Below are 19,533 nucleotides of genomic sequence, written 5' to 3'. Positions count from 1 at the left end.
AACGCAGTCCGATTGCGAACTCCACCCCACGGGACACCACGGCACGTCCCGCTTCGCACTCGGCCTGGCGCCAGGAGATTCTCCGATGAGCCGTTCCACGCTCAATCATGCTGTCATTATCGCCACGCTGGGCGCCAGCCTCAGCCTCTCACCCCAGGTCTTCGCCGAGTTCCTCACCGACAGCAAGGCCAGCGTCGAGCTCCGCAATTTCTACTTCAACCGCGACTTCCGCCAGGACGGCGCCGCCCAGAACAAGGCAGAAGAATGGGCCCAGGGCTTCCTGCTGCGTTACGAATCCGGCTACACCGACGGCACCGTCGGCGTGGGCGTGGATGCCCTCGGCCTGCTCGGGGTGAAGCTGGACTCCAGCCCCGACCGTACCGGCACCGGCCTGCTGAAATCCGACCGCGAGAAGCCCAACCGCGCCCAGGACGAATACGGCGAGCTGGGCGTGACCGCCAAGCTGCGCGCCTCGCAGAGCACCCTCAAGGTCGGCACCTTGCTGCCCAAGCTGCCGGTGGCGCTGTACAACGACAGCCGCCTGCTGCCGCAGACCTTCCGGGGCGCCTGGGTGAATTCGGCGGAGGTGGACAATCTCAGCCTGGACCTCGGCCGCTTCGACCGCATCAACCTGCGCAACTCGTCCGATAACGAAGAGATGGCCGTGTTCAACGGCGGCAACCGCAACATCGTGCTGGGCCGGACGAAGACCAGCGACCAGTTCGACTTCGCCGGCGCGACATACAAGTGGTCGCCCACCCTCAGCACCGCGTACCACTACGGTGGCCTCGACGGTGTGTACAAGCAGCACTACCTGACCCTGAACCACCTGCTGCCAATCGCCGAAGGACAGTCACTGAAGAGCGATATCCGCTGGGCGCACAGCACCGACGACGGCGGCAGCAATGTGGATAACGATGCCTTCGGCGCGCTGTTCACCTATGCCCTGGGCGGCCACGCCTTCGGCCTAGGTTATCAGCGCATGAATGGCGACACCGGCTTCGCCAACATCAATGGCACCGACGCCTACCTGGTGAACCTGGTGCAGATCAACGACTTCGGCAACGAGGACGAGCGCTCCTGGCAAGCACGCTACGACTACAATTTCGCTGCCCTGGGGATTCCCGGTCTGACCTTTATGACCCGTTATTTGTCGGGCGATAACGTCGATCTGCGCGGTGCGGCCGGCGAAGGCAAGGAATGGGAACGCAACACCGACATCGCTTATGTGGTGCAGAGCGGTCCGTTGAAGAATCTTGGCCTCAAATGGCGCAACGCGACCGCGCGGAGCAACTTCGGCAGCGACCTGGACGAGAACCGTCTGATCCTCAGCTACGTCCTGCCGCTCTGGTAAGCCCTCGCCAAAACAACAAGAACCACTCGCGGCACCCAGCCGCACTAACTGGAGATTCATTCGATGAGCGTGGTCATCGCCCTCGCGGCCCTCGCCCTGCTGATGCTCGCCGCCTATCGCGGCTACAGCGTGATCCTCTTCGCCCCCATCGCGGCCCTGCTCGCGGTACTGCTGACCGATCCGTCCGCCGTCGCCCCGGCCTTCACCGGGGTGTTCATGGAAAAGATGGTTGGCTTCGTCAAACTCTATTTCCCGGTGTTCCTGCTGGGCGCAGTGTTCGGCAAGCTGATCGAGCTGTCGGGCTTCTCGCGCTCCATCGTCGCCGCCGCCATCCGCCTGCTTGGCACCAGCCAGGCGATGCTGGTCATCGTGCTGGTCTGTGCATTGCTCACCTACGGCGGCGTATCGCTGTTCGTCGTGGTGTTCGCGGTCTATCCGTTCGCCGCCGAGATGTTCCGCCAGAGCAACATCCCAAAGCGGCTGATTCCGGCGACCATCGCCCTTGGCGCCTTCACCTTCACGATGGACGCGCTGCCCGGCACCCCACAGATCCAGAACATCATCCCGACCACATTCTTCAGCACCAATGGCTGGGCCGCCCCCTGGCTGGGCGTGATCGGCAGCCTGTTCGTGTTCGCCATGGGCATGCTGTTCCTGCGCCGCCAACTGAACAAGGCCCAGGGCGCCGGTGAAGGCTACGGCAACGACCTGCGCAACGAGCCGGAAACTGCCAGCGACCTGAAACTGCCCAACCCGCTGCTGGCGCTCTCGCCGCTGGTGCTGGTGGGGGGTGCCAACTTGCTCTTCACCCACTGGATTCCGCAGGTCTATGGCAAGGTCCACAGCCTGCAACTGGCCGGCATGGCCGCGCCGGTGGCCAGTGACGTGGCCAAGTTGACTGGCATCTGGGCGGTGCAGGCGGCGCTGCTGCTGGGCATCCTGATGGTGCTGGTGAGCAGTTACCGGGTGATCCGCAGCAAGCTCGCCGAAGGCAGCAAGACCGCGGTTTCCGGCGCCCTGTTGGCGGCGATGAACACTGCCTCGGAATATGGCTTTGGCGCGGTGATCGCCTCGCTGCCAGGATTCCTGGTGCTGGCTAACGCGCTCAAGAGCATCCCCGATCCACTCATCAACGAGGCCATCACCGTTACCACCCTCGCCGGCATCACCGGCTCGGCGTCCGGCGGCATGAGCATCGCCCTGGCGGCCATGTCCGAGCAGTTCATCGCCGCCGCCCATGCGGCCGACATCCCGCTGGAGGTGCTGCACCGGGTGGCCTCGATGGCCAGCGGCGGCATGGACACGCTGCCGCACAATGGCGCCGTGATCACCCTTCTTGCGGTCACTGGGCTGACCCACCGCGAGGCCTACAAGGACATCTTCGCCATCACCCTGATCAAGACACTCGCCGTGTTCCTGGTGATCGGCACCTTCTACGCGACCGGCATCGTCTGAGTCGAACCCTACCAGGCAGCCGCCTGCGCGCGGCTGCCGTGACCGACAGGAGAAACCCATGAACCTCAATGGCAAGACCGCTCTGGTCACCGGCTCCACCAGCGGTATCGGCCTGGGCATCGCCCATCGCCTCGCCGCCGCAGGTGCCAACGTGGTGGTCAACGGCTTCGGCGACATCGACGCGGTGGTTGGCGAGCTCGCCATCCACGGCGCTCGCATCGGCCACCATGGCGCGGACATGTCCCAACCCGACCAGATCGCCGAGATGATCGCCTACGTCGAGCGCGAGTTCGGCGCCCTCGACATACTGGTCAACAACGCCGGCATTCAGCACGTCGCCGCGCTGGAAGACTTCCCCGTCGAGCGCTGGAACGCGATCGTCGCCATCAACCTGTCCTCGGTGTTCCACACCACGCGCCTGGCGCTGCCGGGCATGCGCCAGCGCGGCTGGGGGCGCATCCTCAACATCGCCTCCACCCACGGCCTGGTCGCCTCGGCGGGGAAGAGCGCCTATGTCGCCGCCAAGCACGGGGTCATCGGCCTGACCAAGACCACCGCACTGGAAACCGCCACCACCGGCATTACCTGTAATGCCATCTGCCCCGGTTGGGTACTGACGCCGCTGGTCCAGCAACAGATCGACGCGCGTATCAGTGCCGGCGCCAGTCCGGAGCAGGCACGTCACGACTTGCTGGCGGAAAAGCAGCCCTCGCTGGACTTCGTCACCCCCGAGCAACTCGGCGAGCTCGCGTTGTTCCTTTGCAGCGACGCCGCCGCTCAGGTCCGTGGTGCCGCCTGGAACATGGATGGCGGCTGGACGGCTCAATAATTGTCGATGCAGGAAAGGGAACGCTTTCTACTCCCCGTCAAGGCTGCCGCAGAACTGCACGCCTTCATGCTTGGCAACTTGCTGGATCAAATGGTCGAGCCGGATGGATTCCAGCCAGCCGGATGGTCGGCCACCACCAGAACGACTGTATCGACGTGCTGTGGAAGGTCGCAAACGCGCCGCAAGGCTCCCGCCTGCTGACTCTGGCATGGATGATTGAATGCCTGCGGCCTGATACCCCCTCCCTGTGCTGGAGTTGCCGGGCGAGCAGGACCGAAATGGGTTTCGACGCCGGCTGCCTGAAGATCAAGGTCACCCCGCAGCTGGCTACCGTCCTGGCGAGCTGCCGCGATGACGTGCTATCGCCCTGCCTGATCCACCGCCGCCCCGAGCGCAAGAAGAAGCGCGACGGCAAGATCCACTGGACCCAGGCAGACGAGCGCCTCCTTACCCGCGCATTCAAGGACGCCAGGGACGAAGCCGGGTGCTGCAGGAGCTGGAAGGAAGAGGAGATGCAGGCTTTCCGAGATCCGCGCCCTCTCCCCACACCTCATAAGCGGACGGGTAAGGACGGGCAGAAGATCTGCCGGACATACCAGCGAAGATATGGCGCGCTATTACCAGAAAGACCAGGCCGCACGGCATTCGCCATGACACATTTAGCTTTAGCGCTGGGCCCACGGGGATTCCAACGACCTCGATGAGAACCGGCATTATTCACAGAGGATACGCCTAGGAGGCCATTAACTTCATCTCGAGTCCCTTTTGCGCTGAAGTGGACGAGGTAGCTCTTCGCTCTGGACCATTCACAACCGTGGACCTCCTAACAGATTGCAGGCGCCAGAACATGTGCATGTGCAGTTTCCGGAAAGCTTCCTGATGGGCGCCCGTGGCTTCGAGTCTTCGAGAGCGCCCCTGCGCTCTTCGGATAGCGCTGCCTCACTTCGGTCAAGCCATTCACCCCGGCCGCAACGAACGTCATGCACCAGAAAGCAGCGCAACGCCTCTTTCAGGGGCGCAGACCACACGAAAAAGCTGGTCGTAATCCACCTGGGTGCATTGCAGCCTCACTGAAATGGCGGTCTTCCAGAGTTGGCACGGCATTCGCTTCGTCCAATGAGTGCAGGAGTAATCCGGACCACCGGAAAGCGGCACCACAATCTGACAATGGATGACTAGGGTTCCGGCTCGCGCAGCGAGTGACTGGTCCGAGAGTCATCGACCTCCAGCGAGGTTACACGGCGGGACAAAAGCCCGGGAGACGAGAGCGACAAGTGCCGCCCGACTCCTGCCCGCCCGACAACCGACCTGGAGATTGTCCATGCGCAAGCCCCTTCTGACCGCCCTGCTCGTCGCCGGCCTCGCCACTTTCAGCCTCGGCGCCAGCGCCGCCGCGAAGAACAGCTTCAACCTCTGCTGGACCATCTACGCCGGCTGGATGCCGTGGGAGTATGCGGCCAGCCACGGCATCGTCGACAAGTGGGCGAAGAAGTACGGCATCGAGATCAAAGTCACCCAGCTCAACGACTACATCGAGTCGATCAACCAGTACACCGCAGGCCAGTTCGACGGCTGCACCATGACCAACATGGACGCCCTGACCATCCCCGCGGCCGGCGGCGTGGACTCCACCGCGCTGATCGTCAGCGACTTCTCGAACGGTAACGACGGCATCGTCCTCAAGGGCGAAGGTAAATCCCTGGCCGACCTCAAGGGCATGAACGTCAACCTGGTGGAACTCTCGGTCTCCCACTACCTGCTCGCCCGCGCGCTGGAAAACGCCCGCCTGACCGAGAAGGACGTGAAGACGGTGAACACCTCCGACGCCGACATCGCCGCCGCCTTCAACACCGACGACGTGCAGGCAGTGACCACCTGGAACCCGATGCTCTCCGAAGCCCGCGCCAAGCCGGGCACCACCGAGGTGTTCAACTCCAGCCAGATCCCCGGCGAGATCATGGACATGATGGTGGTCAACAGCGCCGTCCTGAAGGACAACCCCGCCCTGGGCAAGGCCCTGACCGGCGCCTGGTTCGAAACCGTCGCGCTGATGCAGGGCGACAGCGCCGAAACTCGCGCCGCGCTGGAACACATGGCCAAGGCCTCGGGCACCGATCTGGCCGGCTACCAGAGCCAGCTCGCCACCACCAAGCTGTTCGCCACGCCGAAGGAGGCCCTGGCCTTCGCCACCAGCCCGAAACTGCCGGCGACCATGGACAAGGTCGCAGCCTTTTCCTTCGCCCACGGCTTGCTGGGTGAAGGTGCCAAGAGCGCCGAAGCCGTCGGCATGAGTTTCGCGGGCGGCCTCTCCACCGGAGATGCACAGAACCTGAAGCTGCGTTTTGACCCGACCTACGTGCAGATGGCGGCGGAAGGGAAGCTCTGACCTATGCACCGTTTCCCCTCGTAGGGCGGATAACGCGCTCCGCGTTATCCGCCCTACGAACCGACTGGTACGAAGCATGCGCCTGATCAACCGAACCCCCGACCGCAGCGGCCGCCTGTTCCTGGTGCTGCTGCCCTTCGCCCTGCTGCTGTTCGCCTATTTCGCCGGCTCGGCATCGCGGCTTGCGGAGAACCCCAACGACAAGCTATTGCCCAGCGCCGCGCAGATGGCCGACGCGGTGAACCGCCTCGCCTTCAGCGAAGACAAGCGCACCGGCGAAGTGCTGTTCTGGCAGGACACCGGCGCCAGCCTGCAGCGCCTGGGCGTGGGCCTCTCCATCGCCGCCCTGCTCGGCCTGGTGCTGGGCATTGCCGCCGGCAGCGTGCCGCTGTTCGGCACGCCCTTGTCGCCGCTGCTCACGGTGCTGTCGATGATCCCGCCGCTGGCGATCCTGCCGGTGCTGTTCATCGTCTTCGGCCTGGGCGAGTTGTCCAAGGTGGTGCTGATCGTCATCGGCGTCGCGCCCTGCATCGCCCGCGACATCGAACAGCGCGCACGGGAAATCCCCCGCGAACTGCTGATCAAGGCGCAGACCCTGGGCGCCAGCACCTGGACGCTGATCTTGCGCGTGGTGCTGCCGCAACTAATGCCGCGCCTGCTCATCTCCCTGCGCCTGATGCTCGGCTCGGCCTGGCTGTTCCTCATCGCCGCCGAAGCCATCGCCTCCACCGACGGCCTGGGTTACCGCATCTTCCTCGTGCGCCGCTACCTGGCCATGGACGTGATCCTGCCCTACGTCGTGTGGATCACTGCCCTGGCCTGGCTGATGGACTGGGCGCTGCGCGCGCTCACCCGCCGCGCCTTCCCCTGGTACGAAGGAGGCAAGGCATGAGCTTCATCCGCGTTAAGAACGTCTGGCAGGAATACGACGGCAACGTGGTGCTCGAACGCCTCAACCTGGAAGTGCAGGAAGGCGAGTTCTGCACCCTGGTCGGCGCCTCCGGCTGCGGCAAGTCCACCTTCCTGCGCCTCCTGCTCGGCCAGGAGCGCCCCAGCCGCGGCGAACTGCTGCTCAACGGCCAGCCGCTGCCGGGCGAACCCGACCCGAGCCGTGGAGTGGTGTTCCAGCGCTACTCGGTGTTCCCGCACCTTTCCGTGCAGGACAACGTCGTCCTCGGCCTGGAACTGCCGCGCTCGCCGCTGCTCGGCCGGCTGTTCGGCGGCGCGAAGCGCGAGGCCCGCGAACAGGCCGCCGTCCTGCTCGAGCGCGTAGGCCTTGGCCATGCGCTGAAGCAATACCCGAGCGCCCTCTCTGGCGGCATGCAGCAACGCCTGGCCATCGCCCAAGCGCTGGTCATGAAGCCGCGCGTGCTGCTGCTCGACGAACCCTTCGGCGCGCTCGACCCTGGCATCCGCAAGGACATGCACGCCTTGCTGCTGGAGCTTTGGCAGGAAACCCGGCTCACCGTGTTCATGGTCACTCACGACCTGGCCGAAGGCTTCAGCCTGGGCACCCGCCTGCTGGTCTTCGACAAGGTCCGCCACGACCCGCAGGCGCCCACCGCCTACGGCGCCCGCATCACCTATGACATCCCACTCAACGCCGACCGCAAGGCTGCCCGCGCCGCCCTGCCCGAACCGCTCGCCGCGCGCCTGGAAACGGCCGCGCCGCTGATCACGCCGGCCTACTGAGGAACCCGATATGAACGAACTGCGCACCACCCTCTATGAAGAAATTGTCCCCGGCGGCGGCCACACTTCCTTCGTGCTCAAGCGTGGCCAGTTGCTGCGCCTGACCGACCTGGAAGGCGGCGGCAACGCCAGCGTGCTGCTATTCAACGCCGCCGAGAAAAGCGAGCGGCTGAATCTGCCCGACAGCCTCAAGTGCCAGCACACCGCCAAGCTCACCGCCGGCCACTGCCTGTACTCGGACATGGGACGCGTGCTCGCCGCCATCACCGCGGACAGCTGCGGTTGGCACGACAGCTTTGGCGGCGTGCTGAACGCCACCGAAGTGCAGGAGAAGTACGGCCAGGGCCGCTACCAGGAACTGCGCAACGGCTTCTTCCGCAACGGCGCGGACAACCTGCTGGTGGAAATGGGCAAATGGGACATGCGCCTGCAGGACCTGCTGATGTGCCTGAACCTGTTCAGTCGCGTGGATGTCGACGCCGACGGCTGCTTCCGCTTCGCGACGGGCAACTCCAGGGCCGGCGACTTCGTCGAACTCTACGCGCCGATGGACACCCTCGTGGTGCTCACCGCCCTGCAACACCCCATGGATCCGAACCCGCAGTACGCGCCCAAGCCCATCGGCCTGACCTGGCAGCAGGTCGCGTCCGACGGCATCAGCGTGCTCTGCCGCACCTCGCGCGCGGAGAACGGCCGCGGCTTCCACAACACCGAACGCCTGTTCATCTGAGGAGCGCGAACATGCCCATCGTCCCCAGCGACAAACACCCCGAAGCCTGTATCTCGCGCACCCTGATTCCCGCCGGCGAGCCCAGCCTCACCGAACTGAAAGCCGGGCAGACCCTGCGCATCCTCGACCTGGAAGGCAACCAGGCGGTGGACACCCTATTCTTCAGCGCCGCCAACCCGCGCGAGCGCTACGACGTGCAGCGCACCCTGCGCAAACAGGGGCAGGTCTATCTCAGCGCCGGCAGCGTGCTCTGGTCCAACCTCGGCAACCCGATGCTGAGCATCGTCGCCGACACCTGCGGCCGCCACGACACCCTGGGCGGCGCCTGCGCCCAGGAAAGCAACACCGTGCGCTACGCCCTGGACAAGCGCTACATGCACAGCTGCCGCGACAACTTCCTGCGCGCCAGCCTGCACGACGGGCGCCTCTCCAAGGCCGACATCGGCCACAACATCAACTTCTTCATGAACGTGCCGGTCACCGCCGAAGGCGGCCTGACCTTCGAGGACGGCATCTCCGGCGCCGGCATGTACGTCGAGCTGCTCGCGCACATGGACGTCATCGTCCTGATCTCCAACTGCCCGCAGCTAAACAACCCCTGCAATGGCTGGAACCCGACGCCGGCGGAGTTGCTGGTATGGAACTGACCGTGCGCCTGCGGCGCTGGCTGTGGCTGCTTTGCCAAAGCCGCAGCGCTCAGTGCAGCCCCACGCTTCGTGAGCGCCCCGGCGGCAACGAACCTGCCCCGTAGGATGGGTGGAGCCTGCGATACCCATCGCCGATACCGCATGGGTATCGCTTCGCTCCTCCCATCCTACGAGAAGCTTCAGCGCCGCGGACGACCCTGGCGCACACCGAATGACGGCGGGACGACCCGCCACCCCATGGGGACATCCTCATGTTCGACAGACTCCTGATCGCCAACCGCGGCGCCATCGCCTGCCGCATCCTGCGCACCCTCCATGCACTCGACGTGAAAGGCGTGGCTGTTTACTCCGAAGCCGACGCCGCCAGCCTGCATCTCCAGCAGGCCGACCAGGCCATCAGCCTTGGCGAAGGCCCGGCGTCCAGCACCTACCTGGTGGTCGAGAAAATCCTCGCAGCCGCCCGCGCCAGCGGCGCCCAGGCCATCCACCCCGGCTACGGCTTCCTCTCGGAAAACGCCGCCTTCGCCGAAGCCTGCGAGGCCGCCGGCATCGCCTTCGTTGGCCCGACGCCGGAGCAACTGCGCCTGTTCGGCCTCAAACACACCGCCCGTGCCCTGGCCCGCGAACAGGGCGTGCCGATGCTCGAAGGCACCGACCTGCTGCCCGACCTCGAAGCCGCCCTGCTCGCCGGTGAACACGTCGGCTACCCGGTGATGCTCAAAAGCACCGCCGGCGGTGGCGGCATTGGCATGCGTGTGTGCCGCTCGGCGGACGAGCTGCGCGACGCCTTCGACGCGGTGAAGCGCCTGGGGCAGAACAACTTCAGCGACTCCGGCGTATTCATCGAGAAGTACATCCAGCGCGCCCGCCACCTGGAAGTGCAGGTGTTCGGTGACGGTCAGGGGGAAGTGATCGCCCTCGGCGTGCGCGACTGCTCGGTGCAGCGGCGCAACCAGAAGGTGCTGGAAGAAACCCCGGCGCCCAACCTGCCCGCCGGCATGGCGGAGCAGCTCTGCGCAGCGGCGATCCAGCTGGCGAAAGCCGTCAGCTACCGCAGCGCCGGCACCGTGGAATTCGTCTACGACAGCGAGGCGCAGCGCTTCTACTTCCTCGAAGTGAACACCCGCCTGCAGGTGGAGCACGGCGTCACTGAGCAGGTCTGGAGCGTCGACCTGGTGCGCTGGATGATCGAGCTGGCCGCCGGCGACTTGCCACCGCTGGCCGAACTGGCCGCTACGCTGCAACCCACCGGTCACGCCATTCAGGCACGGCTGTACGCGGAAGACCCGGGCCGCGACTTCCAGCCCTGCCCCGGCCTGCTCACCGCCGTGCAGTTCCCGCCGGCAGATGGCAAGGCGCTACGCATCGATACCTGGGTCGAGGCCGGCTGCGAGATTCCGCCCTACTTCGACCCGATGATCGCCAAGCTCATCGCCTGGGCGCCGACCCGCGAGCAAGCCAGCACCGGTCTCGACCGCGCGCTCGCCGACAGCCTGCTCTACGGCGTGGAATGCAACCGCGACTACCTGCGGCAGATCCTCGCCGACGCTCCTTTCGCCAGCGGCTCACCCTGGACGCGCTGCCTGGAGGGCCTGCGCTACCGCGCCCACACCATCGAAGTACTCAACGCCGGCACCCAGACCAGCGTGCAGGACTACCCCGGCCGCCTCGGCTACTGGGCCGTGGGCGTGCCGCCGTCCGGGCCGATGGACGACCGCGCGCTGCGCCTGGGCAACGTCCTGCTGGGTAACCCCGACGGCGCCGCCGCGCTGGAAATCACCATGAGCGGTCCGAGCCTGCGCTTCAACACCGACGCGGTGGTCGCGATCACCGGCGCGGCGTTGCCGGTCCTGCTCGATGGCATCGAGCAGCCGATGAATACCGCGCTGTTCATCGCCGCCGGCGCCACGCTCAGCCTGGGCACCGTCAGCGGCGCCGGCGCACGCAGCTACCTGTGCCTGCGCGGCGGCCTGCAAGTGCCGGACTATCTGGGCAGCAAGAGCACCTTCACCCTCGGCCAATTCGGCGGCCACGGCGGCCGCGCCCTGCGCGCGGGCGACGTGCTGCACCTCGCCGCACTGGAAGACACCAGCCACGGCGCCAGCCTGCCGCCGCCGCTACGCAGCGAGTTGCCAGACGTGCGGCAGATCCGCGTGATCTACGGCCCCCACGGCGCGCCGGAATATTTCACCCAGGCCTACATCGAGACCTTCTTCGCCACCGTCTGGGAAGTGCACTTCAACTCCAGCCGCACCGGCGTGCGCCTGATCGGCCCGAAGCCGGAATGGGTGCGCGAGAGCGGCGGAGAGGCCGGCCTGCACCCCTCGAACATCCACGACAACCCCTACGCCATCGGCGCGGTGGACTTCACCGGCGACATGCCGGTCATCCTCGGCCCGGACGGCCCGAGCCTGGGCGGCTTCGTCTGCCCGGTGACGGTGATCGAGGCCGACCTCTGGCAACTCGGCCAGCTCAAGGCCGGGGACAAGGTACGTTTCCTACCGGTGGATATCTCCACCGCTCGCGCACTGGCACAGTCCTGTAGGAGCGAGCTTGCTCGCGAAACCGCACAACACAGGGACCACCAGCAGAATGCGTTCGCGAGCAAGCTCGCTCCTACAAGTCCCATCGTCCTCGACCTCGGCCAGGACGACACCCGCCTGGTCGCGCGCCTCTCCGGCGACACCCACCTGCTGCTGGAAATCGGCCAGCCCGAGCTCGACCTCGTGCTGCGCTTCCGCGCCCACGCCCTGATGCAGGCGCTGGAAGCGAAGGATCTCGCCGGCGTGATCGATCTCACACCCGGTATCCGTTCGCTGCAGGTGCACTACCAGCCGGAAACCCTGCCGCTGCAAAGCCTGCTGGAAACCGTCGCCGGCCTGTGGGATGCCGTGTGCGCCGCGCAGGACCTCAAGGTGCCGTCGCGCATCGTCCACCTGCCACTGTCCTGGGACGACCCCGCCTGCCAGTTGGCCATCGAGAAGTACATGACCACCGTGCGCAAGGACGCGCCCTGGTGCCCGAGCAACCTGGAGTTCATCCGCCGCATCAACGAGCTGCCGGACCTGGAGGCGGTGTACCGCACCGTGTTCGAGGCCAGCTACCTGGTGATGGGGCTGGGCGACGTCTACCTCGGCGCGCCGGTGGCCACGCCGCTGGACCCGCGCCACCGCCTGGTCACCACCAAGTACAACCCGGCGCGTACCTGGACGGCGGAAAACTCCGTGGGCATCGGCGGCGCTTATATGTGCGTCTACGGCATGGAAGGCCCCGGCGGCTACCAGTTCGTCGGCCGCACCCTGCAGATGTGGAACCGCTACCGCGAAGTCGCCGCGTTCGACGGCAAGCCGTGGCTGTTGCGCTTCTTCGACCAGATCCGCTTCTACCCGGTGTCGGCGGACGAACTGCTGCGCATCCGCCGCGACTTCCCGCTCGGCCGCTACCCGCTGCGCATCGAACACAGCGAACTGCGCCTGGCCGACTACCAGCAGTTCCTCGCCGAGGAAGCCGAGAGCATCGCCGCCTTCCGACACCACCAGCGCGCCGCCTTCGACGCCGAGCGCGAACGCTGGATCGCCTCCGGCCAGGCGCAATTCGAGAGCGAAGAGGCCGCCGTTGAAACCGGCGAAGATGCCCCGCTCGGCGCCGGCCAGCACGCCATCGAAAGCCACATCGCCGGCAACCTCTGGCAGGTGCAGGTGGAGGCCGGCGCCAGCGTGAAGGCCGGCGACATCCTGGTGATCCTCGAATCCATGAAGATGGAAATCCCCCTCACCGCCCCGCGCGACGGCGTGGTGCGCGAAGTGCGCTTGCAGCCCGGCTCGCCGGTGCGCGCCGGGCAGAGGGTGGTGGTGATGGAAGAATCCTGAGCGACAGCTGAAACGCGCCCTCTCAGGGAGAGGGCTGCCCACGCACTGAAATGACCGGCCCCAAGGAATCCCGACCATGCCCCACACCTTCGACCTGCGCCTCGCCACTCTGCGCACTGCGTACCGCGAAGGCCGCGCCACGCCGCGCCAGCTGATCGCCGAACTACGCGACAAGGCCGCCGCGCTGAACCCGGACTACCACCTGTTCATCCACCTGCTGACGCTGGACGAGCTGGAACCCTACCTCGCCGCTTTGGACGACAAGTCGCCGGATAGCCTGCCGCTCTTCGGCATCCCCTTCGCCATCAAGGACAACATCGACCTTGCCGGCATCCCCACCACCGCCGCCTGCCCGGCCTTCGCCTACACGCCGGAGACTTCCGCGACGCTGGTGCAGCGACTGGTCGACCTGGGCGCCATCCCGCTGGGCAAGACCAACCTCGACCAGTTCGCCACCGGCCTCAACGGCACCCGTTCGCCCTACGGCGAATGCCGGAACAGCGTGCTGCCGGAATATCCGTCGGGCGGCTCGAGCGCCGGTTCCTCGCTCGCCGTGGCGCTGGGCGTGGCGAGCTTCGCCCTGGGCACCGACACCGCCGGCTCCGGCCGTGTGCCGGCGGCGCTCAACGGTTTGCTGGGGCTCAAGCCGAGCAAGGGACTGCTGTCCAACCACGGCTTGCTGCCGGCCTGCCGCACGCTGGACTGCATCACCTACTTCACGGCCAGCGCCGCCGAGGCCAGCGAACTGCTCGCCCTCACTGCTCGGCTCGATCCGCAGGATGGCTATAGCCGCGCCAACCCGGCCTGGAATGACGCCAGCGCCTTCGGTGCACCCGGGCCGTTCCGCTTCGGCGTGCCCCGCGCCGATCAGCTGGAGTTCTTCGGCTGCCACGAAGGCCCGGTGCTGTTCACCGACGCCCTCGACCAGCTCAAGGCTCTGGGCGGCGAAGCGCGGGAAATCGACTTCGCGCCCTTCCTAGAAGCTGCGCGCCTGCTCTACGAAGGCCCGTGGGTCGCCGAGCGCTACAGCGTGGCCGGCGACCTGATCGAGCGTGACCCGCAGGCGGTGCTGCCGGTGATCCGCGACGTGCTGGCGAAAGCGCCCGGTGCATCCGCCGTGCAGGCGTTCCGCGCGCAATACCGGTTGCAGGAGCTCAAGGCGCAGTGCGACGCGATCCTCGCCGACCTCGACTGCGTGCTGACGCCCACCATCGGCCGTCCGGTGACGCTGGACGAACTGCACGCCGAACCGGTGAAGCGCAATTCCGAACTGGGCTACTACACCAACTTCATGAACCTGCTGGACTACGCCGCCGTCGCGGTGCCCAGCGCCCTCATGGACAATGGCCTGCCCTGGGGCGTGACGCTGTTCGGCCGCGCCTTCACCGACCAGTACCTGCTCAGCGTGGCCGACGCGTTGCAGCGCCAGCACAACCTGCCGCTCACCGGCGGCAAACCGGTCTGCCCCGCCTCTTCCGCCAACCCCGCGCGCAACGACCGCGCGCGCCTGGTCGTCTGCGGCGCGCACCTCGACGGCCTGGCGCTGAACTGGCAACTGCGCCAGCGCGGCGCCCGTCTGCTGCGGGCCACCCGCAGCGCACCGAGCTATAAACTCTACGCGCTGGCCGGCGGGCCGCCGCTGCGCCCCGGCATGCTGCGCGTGGCCGAAGGCGGTGTGGCCATCGAGGTGGAAGTCTGGGAACTACCCAGCGCTGAGCTGGGTTCGTTCCTCACCGGCATCCCGGCGCCCCTGGGGCTGGGCAAGGTGCAGCTGGAAGACGGCAGTTGGGAAACCGGCTTCATCTGTGATGTTTGGGGACTGGATGGCGCTGAGAACATCAGCCGCTTCGGTGGCTGGCGGGCGTGGTTAACAAGCCGCGGGTAACTCCACGACCGCTCTCGATGTGTCGAGGTCGTCGCCCACGAGTCATGGCTAGGATTAGTTGCTCGATCGAAGTTCGCGCCGTCACTGGCTAAGCCGGGGCCAACTGACAGCGCATCAGCTGGCATGCAACAGAGGTGATGCCCCTCGGCCAGGCCGCCTAGATCTGCTTTCTTGTAAGGCAGATTGACGCGCCCTTCGGCAGTCGACGTTGCGGCTTGTGAGGCTTCGGGCATCCCGATGACTACGCCAGCTGCCACTCCGCCGCCCATCTTCAAGAAGACTCTTCTGGAAATTGCTGCCATCGCTGTCTGAACGAGCCCCTTGAAACACAGGACACCGTTTCCCCCTTACCATAAGGGATAGGCAAACGACTGTGTTTATGACTACCAGCAAAGACAAAACCATCGAAGTGCTCGGCCAGGAGCGGCGTCGCCGCTGGAGCGTCGAGGAAAAACTGGCCATGGTGCGCGAGAGTCTCGAGCCCGGCCATCGTCACGCGCTTGGAAACTATCCGTCAACACACCCGAAGCATTGCTGCCTTGTGCTGCCCACGGGGATCGTAGCTTTTCTATAACGAGCGATCAGCTCGTTGTCAGCCAGATCAGGCATGTCCAGTCTGGTGGTGCCCTACCAGCCGCTTACCGAGGGGAGTCCTACCAAAACCATCCGCAGCCAGCATTGGCGAAGACTCGTTCAGCTGCATGCCTTGCGGGGTTCTGCTGTAACCGTCCTCGGCCAACTGCGGTGACTCGTTCTTGCCGGACAACGGCGCCAGCTGGAAGCAGATCCCACCGTCCGGGCAACGTACTTCATCGGCATTCACATGCACAGCCGCACCGGCCAAGGAAAAAGCGATAGCGGTGAGCCAGGTTTTCAGGTTGTTCATGGAGATGATCCTCGAGCGTAAGAGAAGGGATTTACGGAAACCGATCCGGACAAGGTCGACCACGTTCGAAGGGCACCAGGCCGAGAGGTACGACAATGCCCCGATGGCGACTATTGAATGCGCCCGAGGTATCTCGAAGGTGTCGATAAGAGGTGCGGGTAAATGGCCAAGTGTCAAAATGGCCCGGCGATACAGAGGGATACGACCGCCTGCCGGAAGGTTGGATTGCATGAATTTGTATCGGCAAGGTGCCAGCTGCATTGCAATGCGGAACCAACCCCTTTGCCAGCATGGGACCAGGAGTAGCACCACCGTCTCCGCCGAGCAAAACGCCTTCTCCCAACTCGGTTGCCCGGACGCCTGGAGCGCCGATACTGCTCTGCGCCTGCCTCTCGCCTTGGACTTCTACGAGTCCGGCCTGGAAAAAATGGAATGGCCAGAACTGGTTCGTAGACATCCAGTCCGCCTCCCCTTTTCCGTTGAACCTGCTTCCGGTCGAACTGAGCTGACAGCATTGATGTAGGTTCGCTGTTCATCGACCTGGGAGCTGGACTAGAAGCTATTGCTTTCGCTACCGACGAACTGAGTCTTTCAACAGAATTGGCCAGAAGCAGTCATTCAGACGCGCTTACAACACTAGGGCCTATGAATGTACTTAAGCGCGACACGAGAAATCTATCCGACCCTGGCTCCAGGATCACCAATAAGGTCCTGAATCACTTCAGCGAGAATATGAATCCCCTCCTGAATCTCCTGCGTCGTCAGGCCTGCATAGCCCAAAATGAGCCCTGCGGGCCGCTCGTTCGCTGCCAATGCGGGGCAGGCAAACAGCGGCGAAAGTGGATAAACGCCGACCCCGCGTTTGAGCGAGGCCGCCTGCAATGTGAACTCATCGTGCGCGCGAAGGGCCGGCAACAGCAGCACGCCATGCAGTCCCGCGGCCATGCCGACCAGTTGCCCGCATCCCGCCAGATGTTGTTCAACGGCCTCCAGCAGCGCTCTTCGCCGCCGTTCGTTCTCCCGGCGCAGGCGACGAACGTGGCGCTCATAGGTTCCACTTTCGATCAACGAGGCAAGCACGTTCTGCTCCCAGCGTGGTGAATGACGATCCGTTATCCGTTTTGCTTCCCTGAAAACGTGAACCAACTGGCGTGGAAGAACCAGATAACCCAGTCGAAGTTCCGGTGATAGTGCCTTAGAGAAAGTTCCGACATAAATGACGCGAGCATCCGTGTCCATGGATTGCAGCGCGTCTATGGGACGCTGGCCATAACGAAACTCGCCGCCGTAATCATCCTCGATGATCCACGCGCGCTGTCGACTCGCCCATTTCAGCAGCTCCAGGCGGCGTGCGATGGAAAACACCGCGCCCGTGGGAAACTGGTGCGACGGCGTCACGTACGCCAACCGCACGCGATCATCGTCTGGCAGACCGCTAGTATCCAACCCAGACGCATCGACGGGTGTTGGCAACGCGGTAGCGCCCGTTGCCTCAAAGCAATACCTGGCCATGCGATAGCCCGGCTCCTCGAAGACGAATACGTCTCCCGGGTTCAGCAGAAGCCGAGCGCACAGGTCGAGTCCCTGCTGCGATCCATGCACGACGAGAATCTGCTCCGTATCGCACGCCAGGCCTCGCGCACGTCGCAGATAGCTTTGGAGCGCGCTGCGTAAACGCGAGTCCCCTTCGGGCTGGCCGTAATAGAGGCTTGGCGCACGTTTGACCAGTTCAGTTTGGTAGGCGCGCTGCCAGCCTAGGGCCGGAAAATCGCGCGAGGCGACCGAGCCGTACTTGAAATCGATCCGAGCGAGCGGAGACGACATGCTGTACGGTTTCAAAGCGGCAACACGCTCCCCGTACAGAGAAAGCACAGGCGGTAGGTCCTCGTACTGCGCCGGGCTCGCTACAGCACGCCCGGACCGAGCATTCATCCCGCCCGCTACCCTGGCGGCTTTTCCCACCGATGTCGCGACATATCCCTCAGCAGCCAGTTGCTCGTAAGCCGCCGTCACCGTGGTTCGCGACACGCCGAGCTCGGCCGCCATTGCCCGCGTCGATACAAGCTTCGTGCCCGGTGCAAGTGTGCCGTCTTCTATCTGCGCGCGAAGCTTGGCATAGATACGGCGTTGCGCACCGCGGGTGGACGCATTCGACTTGGCTGAAAACTGGTCCACGAGAAAGCCTCAAAACTGGCACTTTTTATTGTGCAGGCCGTGATCGAGATTATGGGTACTCATCCGTCCGAAGTGAAACCCCATGTACATTCCCGAACACTTTGCCGAGCACCGTCCAGAACAGCTGCACAGAATCATCCGCGACAATCCGCTGGGTATCCTAGTGACACCGGGTGAGTCCGGAATGGATGCAGACCACATTCCCTTTGAACTCGACACCAGCCACGGAGAATACGGGCTACTGACCGCTCATGTGGCTCGCTCAAATCCGGTTTGGCAGCGCTGCCACGACGGCATGTCTGTCATGGTCATCTTCCGCGGCGCCAATGCCTACGTTTCGCCCAACGGGTATGTCTCCAAGCATGAAACGCACCGCCAGGTCCCCACGTGGAACTACGAGGTAGTGCATGTGCATGGCGTTCTGCGCTTAATACAAGAGGACATGCTCCTGCGCCGCACCCTGGCACTTCTAACGCGCCACCACGAATCCAGTGAGAGCCGGCCCTGGAGGATGGGCGATGCGCCGCGGGAATATCTCGATGAGATGGTGTCGAAAATCGTCGGCATCGAGATCGAACCGCTGCGCGTCGAATGCAAGCGCAAGCTCAATCAGAACAAGGAAACACGCAACCGCATATCCGCGATCTCGCACCTGCGCGAGCGCGGCCACGAAGCCCTTGCCTCGGCCATGCAGGACACCATTGGGTTGTGACGACTGCCCTAATCTCAGCCCTGTATCCGCGCCCGGATACTCATCAAATCATTTTTCAGGCCAACCGGAATAGGGAGACCAGACCTTGGAACTGGAACTGACTACCACCACGATCCTAGTCACGTTCGCCGGCGTCTTTCTGATCTGTTTCATGAAGGGCGCGTTCGGCGGCGGCTTTGCCATTATCGGCATCCCGCTTCTGTCGCTGGTGATGGACCCAGTCACAGCCGGTGGCTTGCTCGCGCCGTTGTTCATTGCAATGGACTTGTTCGGCCTGCGTTACTGGAAACCGTCGACCTGGTCAAAACCAGACCTGAAATTGCTGGTACCAGGGCTTATCGTCGGTATCGGCGTTGGCTACCTGCTCTTCCGCGTGTTGGACCATCACGCGATCGCCATCGTGATGGCAGCAGTAACGCTGATTTTTGTCGGCCTCTGGTTCAAGGCCGGCGGAGAAGTCAGGGTGCGGCCGCGTTCATCGCCCAAGGCTGTGACTGCGGGCATCACATCAGGCATCACGACCATGGTTGCGCATTCAGGTGGGCCACCGCTGGCGATGTACTTGCTGCCGCTCGGCCTGAGCAAGCAGGTCTATGCCGGAACCACCAGCATGTTCTTCACGGTGGGCAATCTTCTCAAGGCTGCGCCCTGGCTGCTTGTGGCCAGACCGACAGACAACGTATTGAGTCTGATGGTTATCTGCTTGCTCGCCGTTCCATGCGGCGTCTGGCTTGGCTGGCGGCTGCACGCAAGATTGGAGCAGCGCCAGATGTACCGCGCTTGCTACGGCCTGCTGGTCGTGACGGCTCTGAAGCTTCTGTGGGACGGCATCTCCGGCTATATCGCCTGAACTTGGTGAGTCAAATTTCGAAGTTGTGCAGAAGCTGGCAGCGATACTCAGGCTATTCAACGC

Annotated in this window: 15 protein-coding genes, 2 pseudogenes and 1 riboswitch; of the genes and pseudogenes, 15 read left to right on the top strand and 2 right to left on the bottom strand. The window is 64.6% G+C overall.

The genetic code is table 11. The annotated features are described in order from the left end of the window. The first annotated feature begins 85 nt into the window (after positions 1-85). The 12 genes and pseudogenes from E8F11_RS23830 to E8F11_RS23775 form a co-directional block, all read left to right on the top strand. A complete protein-coding gene (locus tag E8F11_RS23830; protein WP_280291374.1) occupies positions 86-1,354 on the top strand; it encodes an OprD family porin in 1,269 nt (422 codons plus the stop codon). 63 nt (positions 1,355-1,417) lie between these two features. Further along, positions 1,418-2,809: a GntP family permease gene (locus E8F11_RS23825; protein WP_280291373.1), complete on the top strand. Its 1,392-nt coding sequence runs from the start codon at positions 1,418-1,420 to the stop codon at positions 2,807-2,809. A 58-nt stretch (positions 2,810-2,867) separates the two neighbouring features. Next, a complete protein-coding gene (locus E8F11_RS23820) occupies positions 2,868-3,638 on the top strand; it encodes a 3-hydroxybutyrate dehydrogenase (RefSeq protein ID WP_280291372.1) in 771 nt (256 codons plus the stop codon). A 278-nt stretch (positions 3,639-3,916) separates the two neighbouring features. Continuing rightward, positions 3,917-4,342 carry a hypothetical protein gene (locus E8F11_RS23815; protein ID WP_280291371.1) on the top strand — a complete coding sequence of 142 codons (426 nt, stop codon included), beginning with the start codon at positions 3,917-3,919 and terminating at the stop codon, positions 4,340-4,342. Between the two features lie 460 nt (positions 4,343-4,802). Then, a riboswitch (guanidine-I (ykkC/yxkD leader) is annotated at positions 4,803-4,901 on the top strand. A 58-nt stretch (positions 4,902-4,959) separates the two neighbouring features. After that, positions 4,960-6,024 carry a putative urea ABC transporter substrate-binding protein gene (locus E8F11_RS23810; RefSeq protein WP_280291370.1) on the top strand — a complete coding sequence of 355 codons (1,065 nt, stop codon included), beginning with the start codon at positions 4,960-4,962 and terminating at the stop codon, positions 6,022-6,024. A gap of 76 nt (positions 6,025-6,100) precedes the next feature. Beyond that, positions 6,101-6,916, top strand: a complete 816-nt coding sequence (locus E8F11_RS23805; protein WP_280291369.1) for an ABC transporter permease — start codon at positions 6,101-6,103, stop codon at positions 6,914-6,916. Further along, positions 6,913-7,716 carry an ABC transporter ATP-binding protein gene (locus tag E8F11_RS23800; protein ID WP_280291366.1) on the top strand — a complete coding sequence of 268 codons (804 nt, stop codon included), beginning with the start codon at positions 6,913-6,915 and terminating at the stop codon, positions 7,714-7,716. The genes E8F11_RS23805 and E8F11_RS23800 overlap by 4 nt, the downstream gene beginning before the upstream one ends. Before the next feature lie 10 nt (positions 7,717-7,726). Then, a complete protein-coding gene (locus E8F11_RS23795) occupies positions 7,727-8,446 on the top strand; it encodes an urea amidolyase associated protein UAAP1 (RefSeq protein WP_280291365.1) in 720 nt (239 codons plus the stop codon). Positions 8,447-8,457: 11 nt separating this feature from the next. Continuing rightward, positions 8,458-9,093, top strand: a complete 636-nt coding sequence (locus tag E8F11_RS23790; protein ID WP_280291364.1) for an urea amidolyase associated protein UAAP2 — start codon at positions 8,458-8,460, stop codon at positions 9,091-9,093. Positions 9,094-9,344: 251 nt separating this feature from the next. Beyond that, positions 9,345-12,962 carry an urea carboxylase gene (gene uca, locus E8F11_RS23785; protein ID WP_280291363.1) on the top strand — a complete coding sequence of 1,206 codons (3,618 nt, stop codon included), beginning with the start codon at positions 9,345-9,347 and terminating at the stop codon, positions 12,960-12,962. A gap of 76 nt (positions 12,963-13,038) precedes the next feature. Then, complete coding sequence (gene atzF, locus E8F11_RS23780) at positions 13,039-14,847, top strand: allophanate hydrolase (RefSeq protein ID WP_280291362.1); 1,809 nt, start codon at positions 13,039-13,041, stop codon at positions 14,845-14,847. Between the two features lie 403 nt (positions 14,848-15,250). Beyond that, positions 15,251-15,334: pseudogene (locus E8F11_RS23775) on the top strand (transposase); the annotation flags it as partial. A gap of 114 nt (positions 15,335-15,448) precedes the next feature. Here E8F11_RS23775 and E8F11_RS23770 read toward each other — a convergent pair. Then, complete coding sequence (locus tag E8F11_RS23770; protein ID WP_280291361.1) at positions 15,449-15,733, bottom strand: hypothetical protein; 285 nt, start codon at positions 15,731-15,733, stop codon at positions 15,449-15,451. Positions 15,734-16,112: 379 nt separating this feature from the next. On the opposite strand from E8F11_RS23770, the pseudogene E8F11_RS23765 reads away from it, so the two are divergent. Beyond that, positions 16,113-16,239 (top strand): annotated as a pseudogene (locus E8F11_RS23765) (DoxX family protein); the annotation flags it as partial. A gap of 169 nt (positions 16,240-16,408) precedes the next feature. On the opposite strand, the gene E8F11_RS23760 reads toward E8F11_RS23765, so the two are convergent. Next, positions 16,409-17,908 carry a PLP-dependent aminotransferase family protein gene (locus E8F11_RS23760; protein ID WP_280291360.1) on the bottom strand — a complete coding sequence of 500 codons (1,500 nt, stop codon included), beginning with the start codon at positions 17,906-17,908 and terminating at the stop codon, positions 16,409-16,411. Between the two features lie 82 nt (positions 17,909-17,990). Between E8F11_RS23760 and E8F11_RS23755 the strand changes: the two genes are divergently transcribed. Further along, on the top strand, positions 17,991-18,620 hold the full coding sequence (locus E8F11_RS23755; RefSeq protein WP_280291359.1) for an FMN-binding negative transcriptional regulator: 630 nt from the start codon (positions 17,991-17,993) through the stop codon (positions 18,618-18,620). 85 nt (positions 18,621-18,705) lie between these two features. Continuing rightward, entirely contained in the window at positions 18,706-19,470 is a 765-nt protein-coding gene (locus E8F11_RS23750; RefSeq protein ID WP_280291358.1) for a sulfite exporter TauE/SafE family protein, read from the top strand. Positions 19,471-19,533 lie beyond the last annotated feature (63 nt).

The organism is Pseudomonas sp. BN417 (assembly GCF_029871205.1).
In the GTDB taxonomy this organism is placed as follows: domain Bacteria; phylum Pseudomonadota; class Gammaproteobacteria; order Pseudomonadales; family Pseudomonadaceae; genus Metapseudomonas.
This window is presented reverse-complemented; position numbering and strand designations above follow the sequence as displayed.